At 60.2% G+C, this 13,735-nt stretch carries 15 protein-coding genes and 1 pseudogene; 13 read left to right on the top strand and 3 right to left on the bottom strand.

Annotated elements, in window-relative coordinates:
* The first annotated feature begins 204 nt into the window (after positions 1-204).
* From NKI17_RS19675 to NKI17_RS19725, 11 genes and pseudogenes are all read left to right on the top strand, one after another.
* Positions 205-1,608, top strand: coding sequence for a recombinase family protein (locus NKI17_RS19675; RefSeq protein WP_352693182.1), 1,404 nt, complete (start codon positions 205-207; stop codon positions 1,606-1,608).
* A gap of 381 nt (positions 1,609-1,989) precedes the next feature.
* Entirely contained in the window at positions 1,990-2,139 is a 150-nt protein-coding gene (locus NKI17_RS19680) for a hypothetical protein (protein WP_352906617.1), read from the top strand.
* A 119-nt stretch (positions 2,140-2,258) separates the two neighbouring features.
* The gene (locus NKI17_RS19685) at positions 2,259-2,444 is read left to right on the top strand and encodes a hypothetical protein (RefSeq protein ID WP_352693184.1); all 186 of its coding nucleotides are present in this window, start codon (positions 2,259-2,261) and stop codon (positions 2,442-2,444) included.
* An 80-nt stretch (positions 2,445-2,524) separates the two neighbouring features.
* Positions 2,525-2,668, top strand: a complete 144-nt coding sequence (locus NKI17_RS19690) for a hypothetical protein (RefSeq protein ID WP_352725978.1) — start codon at positions 2,525-2,527, stop codon at positions 2,666-2,668.
* Positions 2,669-2,737: 69 nt separating this feature from the next.
* Positions 2,738-3,307 carry a hypothetical protein gene (locus NKI17_RS19695; RefSeq protein ID WP_352450313.1) on the top strand — a complete coding sequence of 190 codons (570 nt, stop codon included), beginning with the start codon at positions 2,738-2,740 and terminating at the stop codon, positions 3,305-3,307.
* The gene (locus NKI17_RS19700) at positions 3,304-4,011 is read left to right on the top strand and encodes a hypothetical protein (protein WP_352906619.1); all 708 of its coding nucleotides are present in this window, start codon (positions 3,304-3,306) and stop codon (positions 4,009-4,011) included. Before NKI17_RS19695 ends, NKI17_RS19700 begins: the two co-directional genes overlap by 4 nt.
* Before the next feature lie 1,133 nt (positions 4,012-5,144).
* Positions 5,145-6,347, top strand: a complete 1,203-nt coding sequence (gene repA, locus NKI17_RS19705) for a plasmid partitioning protein RepA (protein ID WP_352450316.1) — start codon at positions 5,145-5,147, stop codon at positions 6,345-6,347.
* Between the two features lie 77 nt (positions 6,348-6,424).
* Complete coding sequence (gene repB, locus NKI17_RS19710; protein ID WP_352906621.1) at positions 6,425-7,390, top strand: plasmid partitioning protein RepB; 966 nt, start codon at positions 6,425-6,427, stop codon at positions 7,388-7,390.
* Between the two features lie 156 nt (positions 7,391-7,546).
* A complete protein-coding gene (gene repC / locus NKI17_RS19715) occupies positions 7,547-8,752 on the top strand; it encodes a plasmid replication protein RepC (RefSeq protein ID WP_352906623.1) in 1,206 nt (401 codons plus the stop codon).
* Positions 8,753-8,980: 228 nt separating this feature from the next.
* Positions 8,981-9,370: an antitoxin Xre/MbcA/ParS toxin-binding domain-containing protein gene (locus NKI17_RS19720; RefSeq protein ID WP_352906625.1), complete on the top strand. Its 390-nt coding sequence runs from the start codon at positions 8,981-8,983 to the stop codon at positions 9,368-9,370.
* Positions 9,367-9,885, top strand: a pseudogene (locus NKI17_RS19725) (RES family NAD+ phosphorylase). Before NKI17_RS19720 ends, NKI17_RS19725 begins: the two are co-directional and overlap by 4 nt.
* 129 nt (positions 9,886-10,014) lie before the next feature.
* Here NKI17_RS19725 and NKI17_RS19730 read toward each other — a convergent pair.
* From NKI17_RS19730 to NKI17_RS19740, 3 genes are read right to left on the bottom strand one after another with little or no spacing between them, the layout of a single operon-like run.
* Entirely contained in the window at positions 10,015-11,151 is a 1,137-nt protein-coding gene (locus tag NKI17_RS19730; protein WP_352906627.1) for a site-specific integrase, read from the bottom strand.
* A complete protein-coding gene (locus NKI17_RS19735) occupies positions 11,148-11,534 on the bottom strand; it encodes a type II toxin-antitoxin system VapC family toxin (protein ID WP_352906629.1) in 387 nt (128 codons plus the stop codon). Before NKI17_RS19735 ends, NKI17_RS19730 begins: the two co-directional genes overlap by 4 nt.
* Positions 11,534-11,791, bottom strand: a complete 258-nt coding sequence (locus tag NKI17_RS19740) for a type II toxin-antitoxin system VapB family antitoxin (protein ID WP_352693202.1) — start codon at positions 11,789-11,791, stop codon at positions 11,534-11,536. Before NKI17_RS19740 ends, NKI17_RS19735 begins: the two co-directional genes overlap by 1 nt.
* 169 nt (positions 11,792-11,960) lie before the next feature.
* Here NKI17_RS19740 and NKI17_RS19745 point away from each other — a divergent pair, with 169 nt between their 5' ends.
* Both NKI17_RS19745 and scpB read left to right on the top strand, forming a co-directional pair.
* On the top strand, positions 11,961-12,965 hold the full coding sequence (locus NKI17_RS19745; protein ID WP_352906735.1) for a DUF1403 family protein: 1,005 nt from the start codon (positions 11,961-11,963) through the stop codon (positions 12,963-12,965).
* Between the two features lie 2 nt (positions 12,966-12,967).
* Positions 12,968-13,705, top strand: coding sequence for an SMC-Scp complex subunit ScpB (gene scpB, locus NKI17_RS19750; protein WP_352725958.1), 738 nt, complete (start codon positions 12,968-12,970; stop codon positions 13,703-13,705).
* Positions 13,706-13,735: the final 30 nt, after the last annotated feature.

Here is a 13,735-nt window from a genome sequence, read left to right on the forward strand (position 1 = left end):
GCTGCCCCTTGATTCTGCTGCCAAAACCCCGTGGGCGCCCGCACCTCACCGCATCCCTTTTCCCGTCGTTGCGCTGTCCAATCATCCGTTGCTAGGAGATCTGCGCTCCCAATTTCGTGGCCGCCGAATGGGAATTCACAGAATGCGACAGAGTTCTGAAAGACATTTCGTGTCTCTGGGATTGTTCAAGCCCAAGGAGACCCCATGGCTTTCGAGTTGCAGACAGCGCCCCCTATCCGTGCGGCGCAGTACATTCGTATGTCCACTGAACATCAACGCTATTCGCTGGAGAACCAGGCGATGGCCATTACAGAGTACGCGGAGCGGCGCGGATACACTATCGTCCAAACCTACGAAGACGCTGGGAAAAGCGGCCTGAGCATAAGAGGTCGCGACGGACTGAAGCAGTTACTGGCCGATGTCATGACTGGCCAAAAGACTTTCTCGGCAATCCTCGTTCTTGACGTCAGCCGCTGGGGCCGCTTTCCGGATACGGACCAGTCCGCTCATTACGAGTTTCTCTGTCGTGACGCAGGCGTTGCGGTGGAATATTGCGGCGAACAATTCGAGAACGACGGCAGCATGGTCTCTGCAATCCTCAAGAATATGAAACGGGTGATGGCAAGCGAGTACAGCCGCGAGCTATCCGCAAAGGTCTCCAGAGCGCACCTGCAGCAGGCTCGTCTCGGATTCAGCCAGGGCGGACCTGTGCCCTACGGCGTCAGGCGACTGTTGCTGGATAAAGATGGGGAGCCCCGTTACCTTCTCGGCTCTGGAGAACAGAAAGGGCTCGCTGGCGACCGCGTTCTCCTTGTGCCCGGCCCGCCAAACGAAATCGAGCTTGTTAGGCGCATCTTCAACATGTTTGTTGCTGAAGGGCAGAGCATGGCCGGCATATCGGTTCGTCTGAACAAGGAAGGAGTGCCCTCCACATACGGCGATGTGTGGACGACCGGGCGCGTCGCATCCCTCCTCAAAAGCGAGTTGATGATAGGCTACTATGTCTACAACCGAACGTCGCACAGTATGAGTAGCCAATCCAAGCCAAACACTCCCGATAAATGGGTCCGAATCCGGGTCATGGAGCCGATTGTAACGGTTCAAATATTCGAGAGGGCGCAACTCGCAAGGGGAAAGCGCGGGTACACCTATACAAAGCCCGAAATGCTCAAAAACCTGAAGCGGCTATTGAAAGAAAAGAAACGACTCAGCCTCACCGTGATCAATGCTTGTCCGTATACTGCGTCAGGACAGTGCTATGTCCGGCTTTTCGGCAGCTTGAAGGCGGTCTATGCGGCGATCGGCTACGTACCGGATCGGCGGGGAGCTCTGCGAAAGTACTCGGACGAAGAGCTTCTAGACGGATTTCGGCGGCTGCGCGCCGCTCACGGGCACCTCACCTTGTCGCTGATTAATGCGGACTCCGATTTGCCCATCTACCGTGTGTTCAAAAAGCGGTTTGGCTCGATGGCCGCGGCCTATACGCTGGCTGGCTTTCCAGGACTGGAGTCGGAGCTAAAGCTGAGCGCGGTAGCGCGTATACGGCCCAGTGGCCCGGAAAGGCTGCGACGCGACGTCTCAAATGCTCAGGGCGAAAAAGGCGCATGATACGAACAGACCGAAGCTGCGGCTCTTGAATGAGGAGCCGCGACTCTGTTCGTCACGCAGCCGTCCCGCCGCTCCCACCTGATCTCGACTAGGGCGGCGGAACGGACGGTGCCAGCTCCTGCCCTACAGGCCCGCACCTCTCCCATGCGCTCTGAACGGATCAAACCGAAGCGCCATAACATCTGAACATAGACCGATTGGGGAGATCCCAGGGTGCGGTATGCTGAGATCGTGGCGGGGTCGAGCGGGCCATAGCTGGGAACCTTACCTGGATTGCGATTTTTGCCTGCTCCTAGCGTCGAAGAGCCGTCCGGTTCACCAAATGCCAGGAAGATGCTGAAGCGTTCCCGCGCGGTCGTCTGCCCTGTGGAGAGGCCTTGCATGGGAGAACCCGAGAATCAATGCAAGGTGCGCCGCACACCTGATGGCGCATTGCGATATGTCTGCGAGAGCCAGGCGCGGCCGCGAGACAACATGGCGACCGCGTTGACGCTCGCCTTCTTGCGGAGCGTGGCGGCAGACTTCGCCTGAGGCGTCAATACCGATTTCTGGGAATAGAAATCTCAGGGCGGATAGGCAAGCTGGCGGTGAGGAGTTGCCTGCCATGAGCACACTGACCTACCGACTTGCGGGGGACTAGCGGAAACTGGATGGTTGTCTTTGAACCAGACGAATTGCATCTTTATATTGAATGTGTGGCACCGGGGACGAGCACCGACGCGACCAACTGGATCAGCGTTGATGATTTTTTCGCACGGCGGCCGACCGGCTCTGCTCACAGCCAAGCGATCGAACGCCTGGTCGAATTGCTGCGCCGCGCGCTCGACGGGGATTAGCCTCACCTCGCAACGATGCATTCCGTAACGTGGCCAGAACTCGATATTTTTCTCGGGAACAAACAGTAGGCGGAACTGCAATGTTTTTCGATGAAGGCGCCGAAATTCAAGACGGATCAGCGCAGCGGGATCGTCTTAAATTAAAACGCGCACTGCTCTATTCTGAATGCGGTCGAATTCTTATTGGGCCACGTAAGCTGCAGGGATTCCTGATTATTCTTTGACAGAACCGCACTCCCCGTGTAGGTGTCCGTGGTCCTCGGACAACGGACAGCGGCAGCGGATCGGATCAAATGAAAAGCCAGGACATCGTCGTCCTGCTCAAGCTCATCAGCCTTCAGGAGCAGGAGAAAGAAAAAGGTGTCGAAACTCTGCGCTCAGAAGCGCAGGGCCAGGATCCATACTCGGTCCGCAATCTGGAGTCTTCTCTTGGCATAAGCAAGACGGAGGTCAATGCATCCATAAATCGAAGTCTTGCCTCCGGTATCGCGGCCAGGGATAGAGATACGGGCAGAGCGAAGCCGAGCCGCAGGAACCTGCAGAATTTCATCGTGCACGGGTTGAAGTTCGTTTTTCCAGCGAAGCCCGGAGCAATGCAGCGCGGAATCCCGACCGCTTTTGCGGCGCCCATCCTAAAGAACGTGCTAATAAGCGCTGGCAGCTACATCTATGTGTGGCCCTATGCCAGCGGCCGCGACATGGGACAATCGGTGACGCCGATGTTTAAAAGCGTTCCTGAAGCCGTCCAAAGGGATGATCGGCTGTACGAGTATCTTGCCCTTGCGGACGCAATAAGACTCGGAAACCAGCGCGAGGCTGGCCTCGCGGCGGAGCGTCTTGCGGAAAGGCTCGCGCAGAAATGACCAGCATCCAAGGCCAGCTACTAGCAATGCTAAGGGCTGTCGCGGAAGCTCTAGGCGATGACCTGCGCAAGCGTCTTGTGTTCGTCGGCGGATGTACGACCGCTCTTTTCATCACCGATGCCATCACGCTCGAGGATGTCAGGGCGACTGACGACGTCGACCTAATTGTCGATCTGGCCGGCCTTTCGGAATGGGCGCAGCTCCTGGAACGGCTTCGAGAGCGGGGTTTCTCGGAGTCACCCAACGACAGTGTCATTTGCCGAATGCATCTTGGCCGGATCAAAGTCGACTTCATGCCGGACGATCCCAAAATCCTCGGATTCAGCAATCGTTGGTATGAAGCGGGTATTGAGACGGCGGTCGATTGTCCGTTGGACGATAAGCTCATCATCCGTCGCCTGACACCGGCACTCTTCGTCGCGACGAAGCTGGAGGCATACCTTGGCAGAGGTGGAAAGGATCTGCTTTCTAGCCGGGATGCCGAGGACATACTCTTGATCGTCGACGGCCGAGAAGAGTTCGTTGCTGAGCTGGGAGGCGCGGAAGACTTGGTCCGTACCTATATCGGCGACCAGTTCAAAGACATGCTTGCAGCCCCAGATTTCGACGACTTTCTGGAAGGCAATATCAGAGGGCCCCAAGGCCGGGTCGAGATTGTGCGCCAGCGATTCATCGCGATAACCCAACATGCCAGCGGTGGCTGACCTGGCTTCGAAGTCGACTGGACCCCAAGCAGGACACAAGAACTCCGGACAACCGCGACCATGGTCGTGTCGGTACACGCGCTGGCTCCGCCCTATGATTCGTACTGGCAGCGATTCTGGCGCCTCGAGCCAGCTGCTCGTAGCGGCCCTAAAGCGCCGGCTGATGCGCTGCTTCGGGGCCGTTGACTGAGGACGAAAACGGTCCTGATGCGCAGCTTGAGGTTTCCGGCCTGTGGGCTGCGGATGTGAACGCGTTGCCCGACGCCGTGGCGGCCCTCGCCGATCCGGTCGCGGTGTCCTTCTGACGGCCCGGCGTTTACATTCACTCAGTTTGCAACTGGGCTTCTCCCGCACTTCTGCCCGGGAGCAGGACCGGTGGCGTGGTATGTTGAGCGATGAGGAGGACGACACCGAACCGCCGTGGCACCGGCGTGCCGGTGCTATCGCCGGAGGCACGGCGAACTCGACGACGCCGCTGCTGCCATGCTGACGCAGGTGCTCGAAGTCCAGTGCGCCACGGTGTTGAGAGCGAGCTTTGCCGCTGTGGACCGGGGAGCGTTCTCCGCATGAACTCGAGGCTGTCTCGTTCCGGAAAGTATGCTTCCAGATGTTGATCGGGCTTAACCTCGGCCTTGAGGAGGGCTTCACCCACTCCGTCAACGGTCTCCCCTCACGGTCTTCATTGTAGTCGGCTATTCCGATATCGGCCTCGCCCCCAGCCGGTCCGCTCCTTGAGCTGAAAGAGTCAGTCTGGCGTTGAGCAGCTTACGCTAACCGACAACGAACCCAACCGGCCACGTGCCATCGGATCCGGTGCCCTGCCCTGCCCTGCCCTGCCCTGCCCGCCGGCACTTGCAATCCCGCCTCTGAGTGTGCCCGATTTACTGCCGTAAAATATGATGCTTATGACAGAGAAAACATGCCGTTAGCTTGGATAGCAAGACAGTACCGCGCTCAAAAAACTGAGCAGCTGCCTTCGTGATGGCAAGAGCAGCTGGCAGCAAGAAAAGCCGGTCAGTGACGTTAACCTTTTGTTAACCCAAAACTTCTTGCCGGAGCCGGCCGAATCGGAGCTTAATGGCGCTTGTTGAGTGAATTGCTCACAAAAAGCGCCAATTCAGGTTTCGACAGAAATGAACATCTCCATGCGGCTGCCACGCTTCGAGTTCGATGACAAGATCCTCGAGCAAGGCGCAGAGATATCGCGGCGGCTTAACCAGCTCCGCATGGAAAAGTTTCCGCCAAATGCAACAAAGACACTTCGCCCTTTTTCGCTGGCGGAAGTGGCCCACTACCTCGGGGTCTCGCAGAACAATCTCAAGCGCCTCCATCTGGAGGGCAAGGGCCCCCTGCCCGAGCAGATACCTTCGGGACGCCGTTCCTATACCGCCGAACAGATGCTTGAACTGCGTCATTTTCTGGATCGGCATGGCAGGACCGAGGTAAAAAAATACGTCCCGCACCGCAAGCCTGGAGACAAGCTCCAGGTGGTTGCTGTCGTCAATTTCAAGGGCGGCAGCGGCAAGACAACAACGGCTGCCCACCTCGCCCAGCACCTTGCGCTGACCGGGCACCGCGTGCTTGCCATCGATCTCGACCCGCAGGCGTCACTTTCGGCCCTGCATGGCTTCCAGCCGGAACTCGATCGCAATCTCTCTTTGTATGAGGCGATCCGGTACGACGACGAGCGCAAGCCGATATCCGACGTGATCGTGCCTACCAATTTTCCGGGCCTGGATATCATCCCGGCCAACCTCGAGCTGCAGGAGTATGAGTACGACACGCCGCTTGCCATGCAGGACAAATCGTCCAGCGTTGGCCGCCAGTTCTTCACCAGGATTGCAAAGGCCTTGTCCGAGGTCGACGAGCGCTATGATGTCGTCGTGGTCGATTGCCCGCCGCAACTTGGCTATCTCACCTTGACCGCCATGTCGGCGGCGACGTCGGTTCTCATTACCGTCCACCCCCAGATGCTCGACCTGATGTCGATGAGCCAGTTCCTGCTGATGCTCGGCGGCATATTGAAGACCATCAAGGCCGCCGGTGCTGCGATCGAGCTGGATTGGTTCCGCTATCTGATCACGCGCTACGAACCCACCGACATTCCCCAGGCACAGATGGTCGGCTTCATGCAATCGATGCTTGCCGGCCAGATCCTTGAGAATCCCATGCTCAAGTCGACGGCAATCTCGGATGCAGGACTGACGAAACAGACGCTCTACGAGGTGGAAAAGTCGTCCTTTACGCGTTCGACCTACGAACGGGCGCTCGAATCGCTGGACGCGGTGAATTCCGAGATTGTCGCGCTCATCCATCGCGCATGGGGGCGGTCATGACGGCGCATTTTACGGCAGTAAAAAGTGGGGATTTTGCTCGTGAAATCAGCCGACTAGCTGCGAATCGGAGTGATTGAATGGCGCGCAAGGATGTATTCGGCAGCGTGATGGGCCCCGCGACGTCAGTCGCCGACAGCGGGGATGTCTCGGGCTATGCGGTTCGCGGGGCATCCCGGTCGATCATGCAGTCATTCGAGGAGCTCTCTAAGAGTTCGGTCGTCGATCTCGATCCGGCGTTGGTCGACACCTCATTCGTCTCGGACCGCATGGACGATGACGATGAAGCATTTCATGAGCTGCTGGCGGCGATTCGCGAGCGAGGGCAGGATTCTCCGATTCTGGTCAGGCCCCACCCGGATAGTTCCGGCCGGTTTCAGACCGTCTTCGGCCACAGGCGCGTCAAGGTCGCACGCCAGCTGGGCAGGCCCGTTCGTGCAGTCGTCAAGAAGATCGGCGATGAGGACCATGTCATCGCGCAGGGCCAGGAGAATGCTGCCAGGGCCAACCTGTCCTTCATCGAAAGGACGCTTTTTGCCGATCGCATTCTCAAGCGGGGCCATTCGCCGGACACCGTGAAGTCGGCCCTTGCGCTCGACGATACGACCTTCTCGAAAATGCGCTCCGTGACCAACAACATTCCCGAGCAGGTCATTGTGGCCGTCGGCGCCGCCAAGAGCATAGGCCGGGACCGCTGGTGGCAGCTTGCCAAGCTCATGGAGCATCCCGGGACCGCCGCACGGGCGGCAGAGTACGTGACAAGTGCCGATTTCGCCGAACCGGGCAGTGACGCTCGTTTTGCTCGTCTGTTCGACTTTTTGAATGCGCCGGTGAAGCAGCCGCGAGCCGCATCGAAGCCCCAGGAAAAGGCCTGGGTGCCCCAGGACAAGTCGGTCCGGGCCAAGATCACCGACACGGGAAAGGTGTTTACGCTTGCCTTGAAGTCAAAGGATGCATCGCCCTTCGGCGCATTCATCGCCGACAAGCTCGACGAGCTTTTCGAGGCTTTCAGGGCATCGGAAACGGCAAAGAAAACAGGAGACTGAAATCGCAAAAGAAAAAGGCCCCCGAACGTCACCGTCGCGGAAGCCCTTCTCACGTCTGTAGCAAGCTGAGAATCGCATTTCCCCGAATCACTGTCAAGAGTCGTTGGCGTCGTTTCGACGAGCAGTTTTCTTTTGCCTGATTGAAAGGCGAGGGAAATGGAAAGTGGTTATGCGACGACGCCCTTTGGGCGGCGGCCGATGACGCTTGCCTTGGTGCAAGCGAACACGGCATCACGAAAGATTCCTGAAGGGGCCGCCGTCGAGAAATGGCAGGTGTATCGCTGGCTGTGCGAGGGCAAGACGATCATAGGCGTGGGAGATCGCGCCCTGGCCGTCCTCAGCGGACTGCTGTCGTTCTATCCGGACGATCAGATCAGCGAAGAGAACGGGCTGATGGTCTATCCCTCGAACGCGCAGCTGTCACTGCGGGCGCACGGCATGGCCGATTCCACGCTGCGCAGGAATCTGGCCGAACTGGTGAATAGCGGACTGATCATCCGCCGAGACAGTCCAAACGGCAAACGGTTCGCTCGCAAGGCAAAGGGCGGCGCAGTCGAGGAGGCGTTCGGGTTCTCGCTGGCGCCACTGCTTGCACGGGCCGCGGAGTTTCAGCAGGCTGCCGAGCAGGTCCGCGCCGACAGCCGGGCGCTCAAATTAACGCGGGAGCGGATCACCCTCCATCGGCGCGACATTCACAAGCTGGTCGAAGCCGCGATCGACGAGGGCGCGCCTGGCGACTGGGGAACCATTTGGAGGCGGTTCAGAGCAATCGTGGAGGCTATTCCTCGGCGGGCAGGGCTGTCGGAGCTGGAAGCGATTGTTGCGGAGCTCTCCTTGCTGCACGACGAAGTGGATATGATGCTGGAAAGCTTCATGAATTCCACGAATGCTAGCGGCAATGAGTCCCAAAACGAGCGGCAGCAATCTGATTCAAACACAGACTCCACTTTTGTATTTGAACCAGCTTTAGAACAAAGCAGGGCGACGGTCGAACCAAGAACGGCCTACGCCGAGAAGCCGAAAGGGTTTCCGATAGGACTTGTGCTGAAGGCCTGTCCCGAACTTGCCGACTATGCCGCCCACGGAATCGCAAGCTGGCGCGATTTGATGATTACCGCCGCCCAGGTGCGTGGCTACCTTGGCGTGTCGCCCTCGGCGTATGAGGAGGCTTGCCATGTGATGGGCCAGGAGGTCGCCGCGATCGTGATTGCCTGTATCCTACAAAGGGCGCAGCATATCAACTCGGCCGGGGGCTATCTGCGCGTGCTGACCGAAAAGGCGAGGGCAGGACAGTTCTCGGTCGGACCCATGCTGATGGCAGCGCTTAAGGCCAATGGCACGACGGCAAGAATGACCGGCTAGGGGCTGGAAATTCTTGTACGTAAGGCTGCCGCTGCTGATAGTCCGCGCGCGGTCGAGGAGGCGAATGGCAAAGTGGTGTTATGAGATCGACGTGCCCAGCAGCTCGCAAGCTGGTCTACGCAATCAGAAGCCACCAAGCAACGTCATGCGCGCGCGGGCTTGAAACCAGTCGACAAGCGCCATATGTTTTGCACAGTAAACGCGGCGACTAATATGACAAGGAACTCCATGGGGCAGGCCCTCAAGATATCCGTGCAGAATGAGCCTCTGGTTTTGTCCTATATGGACCGGGCCGGGAAAATTGCCGTTGGCCAGGTGGCTGACAGCTTTGGAATGTCCAAGGGTCAGTTGGCTCAGACGGCCGGGCTTGCCCGTGAAACCCTCTATCGGCTGGAGCGCAGCCGCACGGCCAAGACCCAGAGCCGTCTGCGCGAGATGCTCGAGATCATCAGCCGCGTGACGGAATGGGCCGGAGGCAAGGAACAGGCCATGGCCTGGTACCGAGCCCAGCCGCTGCCGGCATTCGGTGGACGCACCGCCGAAGCCCTCGTGAAGGACGGCAAGGCAGCTGCTATTCGCGACTACCTCGATCACATGGCCCTGGGTGGCTTTGCTTGAGGTTTGTCGGAACCTGCTACAGGGCGCATGATCCACGTTGGGCATTCAAGCCGAGTTCCGGTGATGGAGCGGCGATCAGGGGTGCTCGGTTCAATCCCAAAGGTGTGCCCGCGCTTTATCTGGCGCTGACCGTCATGACGGCAGTCAAGGAAGCCGACCAGGGCTTCGCGCATCGCATTGACCCCTGCGTGCTGTGCTCCTATGAGGTGGACTGCGAGGATATCACTGATCTGACGAGCGAGCAGGGGAGGGGAGGATCTTCTGTCACGCTTGCGGACATGGCCAGCGCCTGGGCCACGGCTCTCGGTAACGGCGAGCGACCTGAATCCTGATCTATATATGACCGGCTGCGGCCTCAAGGCATCGCTGGAATTCTGGTGCCGAGTTTTGCTCCGGGCGCGGAGACGGAGGACCGCAATATGGTGCTCTGGGACTGGGGCCCGGATCTTCCGCACAAGGTGAACGTGTTCGATCCGAGCGGTCGGCTGCCGAAGGACCAGCTGTCCTGGCGATGAAACGGGCCGGATGGGCAGAGCGGTCCCGAACGACAGAAGTGACCAATTCATTTAGCGAAAATGCCTGGTCAGGGTGGAAGGCGTGCGCGGATCCCGAGAGGAACGGCAGGGGAGGGGGCTTTTGCCACCTTAGAGACCGGAAGCCTTGGTCAAGTTGATGCGGAAGCGATCTCTGCGGCGCTGATAGCGGCGGGTCATCTCCGCGGAGGCATGGCCGAGCTGTTTTTGCACATAGCGTTCGTCGACCTCGGCCGACGAGGCGAGGCCGGCGCGCAGTGAGTGGCCGGCGAATTTCTTGGCCCGTTCGCCCTCCGACAGATCGCCGCGCACGCCGGCTGCGAGCGCCGTGCGCTTGACCAGGCGTGCGACCTCCTGGTCGTTCAAGCGATCGGCACCGACGGCTCTGCCTTGACCAGCAACGCGCCGGAACAGAGGTCCGTGCGCAATGCGCGCCAGTCTTAGCCAGGTCTGCAGAGCGACCACAGGGCAGGTGGCGTCGGAGGAGCCGCGGCCGATTTCGACCTCGCGCCAGCCGGTTTTGCCGCGCAATGTGACAAGCAGACCCTTCTCGGGAAAAATCTCGACCCAGCCGCGTCCGTCCTCGGTCTGATCCCTGCCGACGTCGAGGCCGACGATTTCGGATCGGCGAAGGCCGCCGGCGAAACCCAAAAGCAGCATGGCGCGATCGCGCAGACCACGCAGCGTGCCGCGGTCGAGGGTCTCGAGCATGGCGATCAGATCCTCAGGCAGGATCGCTTCCTTCTGCCGGGGAGGGGAGGCGTGGGTGTTGCGAACGCCAGCCATCACCGTGGCGATATGCCGATCCTTGCGGTCGAGCGGCTGGCCGCGCTGGGCAAAATTCCAGGAGAGCGACGAAAGCCGGCGCTCGATGGTTGAAACGGTGTTGGGCTTTTTGTCGCCAGTGGCCGTACCTGACGCGCAGGCGGCGATATAGAGCCCGACGACCTGAGGATCGGGCGGGAACATCTCGATGCCTTGGCGACGGCACCAGCTCGAAAAATGCTTCCAGTCGGCTGCGTAGGCGCGGCGCGTGTTGGCCGAACTCGCCGCCTCGATATAATCGCGCGCGCGGCCGGCGAGCGCCTCAAGATGCGCAGGCAGGCTGGGATTGGCAAGAATGGCTGGAAGGGGAGGGGACGAGGCTAGGTCGGCATCGCCCATCTGCATGACGATATCGACGATGTCGGGCATGTCGTCATCGCCGGAAGCAGCGGATGATCGTTGCGCGTCGCCAGCCATGCTCATGCCGCTTCGATATCCGTTTGGGAGAAGTCCTTGCCGATGAAAAGCAGCGGTTCATCTGCACGCTTTGCCAAAGCATAGGAGAGGCAATCGGCAAAATTCAGCGCCGCCGGGTGGTGGCCTTTGCCGTAGGTCAGCCAACCTTGGGTCGCCAGATCAACCAATTCGGAGTCGACAGGAATGATGTCGGCCTCGATTTTGCGCAGCCAAAGATCGATCTCGGCCAATACGTGTTCGCCGCGCCTGCTGACCAGCACCATGCGTGCCTCGAGCACGCAGGTTGCCGGGACCAGACGGATTGGGTCCAAGATCAGCGCTCGTTCCAGCCTTGCTGCCTCAGGCTCGCTCCGAAGGATCGCTACAACAGCTGAGGTATCGATCACCATCAGTTCGGGATTCCATGCTCGTCATACCCGATGATCTCCTCGTCGCTGCGACTATCCAGTTCAGGCAATCGTGCCACTCTTTCTCGGATGGCGCGCAATTCTGTCAGCAGACGCTCCTGAGCGGTCTCTCCAAAGCCCAAGCGATGCAAGCGATCGCTAAGGGCCTGATGAATGGCTGCCGTCTTACTGATGCCCTGGCGGCGTGCGAGTTCGTCGGCGAGAGCCACGGTGGCCGGATTTTTGATGTTCAGAGACACGAAAGACTCCAAAATTCTACCTTTCGGGTGCATTCTACCATGGCTCCGAAGGCTCGTAAACAACGAACGATAATGCAAGATTATCGTTCGTTGTGGAGCTACGACGGGCGCGGCGGTTTGTTCGCATTATCGTTGCCAGAAGCGCCGCGCTCGTTCATCCTCATTGACGATGATTCTTCGCCCCAAGCCGTCGCTCCGCCACAATGCTCACCCTGCCGGGATCGAACTGGTCACCACCGTGGCGCCGGTGCCGTCCTGGTTGCGACGGGCGGTCGACGGCCCGCAAAGCCTTGACGAGGCTGCGGTTGTGGCAGGCGCAACGATCGGCGCGCTCGACGCTGTCGTGCGCCGGCAGGAGCGGTGGGCCGGGGCCTGGCGGCAGCGCTTGGCGCTCGCGGCGGCAGCTTCGACGTCGCGAAAGGCGGGCCGCGTCGAGGATGACGGCGCCCTGCGTGACGCGGTGTGTCTGACCCGTCCCGGCGATGACGTCGGGCCGGCCGGCCGCATCCTGCTCGCCTGGCGCCGGCTGACTTTCCTGCCGGCAGAGGATCTGCTGACGGAAGCTGTGCTCGCCGCCGCGCTGGACGAACTCGGTCACGGAGGCGACGACGAGGCGGTGAGCGATCTGATCGAGGATCTCCGCCAGCTTTCCGGGGCGGAGGGCGTTGTCGCGGTGCTGACCGGCGCCTTCGCGGCTGCTGAGCGCCATGGCTTCGGACGCAGTTTCGGGTCCTGGCTCGCCGACGTCCTGCTCGCGCAACGGCTGGGCTGGCAATATGCGGTGCCGCTGCTGGGAGCGCAGTCAGGATCGGGCGGGTACACGCGTGGCGTGCGACCGAGAATAACCAGCCTGGCGGAGAGGGACCAGGGGCCAGGCCGGGAGAGCGTGCAGAGCCTCCTTGTGGCTCAGGCGCGCGCCGCGCTGCGGGCCGTCGAGCTTTCGGCCGAGCTCGATCGTCGTGCCCAGCGGCTCATCGCCGTTGCACCGAAGCTGCGGGCAAAGGGATCGGATGCTGTAGTCGAAAAACTGCTCTCCGACGATGCGATTGTCGCGTCCCAGCCCATTCCTGGCATGAGCGAGCGAGGTCTGCGGCGCCTGTTTGACAGGCTGGTCGACTTTGGCGCCGTGCGAGAATTGTCGGGTCGGCCGACCTTCCGGCTCTATGGGCTGTAGCGATGGCGGACCGGACGGGAACTCAGCGAAAGGATAACCAGCGCTTGCTGGTCGATACCGAACTCGAGCACCTGCCGCCGGAGCTGCGCTGGCGTGAATGGATGGGCCGGATTGAGGCGGTCATCTTCGCCGCCAGCGAGCCCGTCATGCGTGAGACGCTGGCGCGGGTCGTCGGAAAGAGCTGCAACGTCGATCTGATCATCGACGACATTCGCGAGGAACTGCGCAACCGGCCCTATGAGCTCGTGTCGGTCGCCGGAGGATGGCAGCACCGAACCAGGAAAGCGTTTGCCGACGTCATTCGCGGTGCATTTGGCACAGCAACGGGCCAGGGCGCGGATAGAACGCGGTCAAAACCCCTGTCGCAGTTCGAGGCGCTGGTGCTGATGTGCATTGCATACTTCCAGCCGATCACCCGTGGCGAGCTGTCATCCTTCTTCGGCAAGGAGGTTTCACGCGATCTGATTGGCGTACTGCGCGAGCAGGAATTCATCACCTCGGGACCGCGCAGCCCACAGCCCGGCGCCCCCTACACCTACGTGACGACCAAAGCCTTCATGTCGCACTTCGGTTTCGACACGCTGCGCGACTTGCCCGATTTCGAGGCGCTCGAGGACGCCGGACTGCTCAGCAAGGAGAAGCTGCTGGCGGGAGAAATTCCGGCCGGGCTGGCGAGCGAGGAGGAGGAAGGCGAAGAGGAAGAATTAGAGGCTGACCGCGTTGAGGACCAAGTGCCCTAGAGATCGTTGCGCCCTTGGCGAGAGGCGGCA

Origin of the sequence: Mesorhizobium sp. M0816, from assembly GCF_040320005.1 — a bacterium.
Taxonomy (GTDB): Bacteria; Pseudomonadota; Alphaproteobacteria; order Rhizobiales; family Rhizobiaceae; genus Mesorhizobium.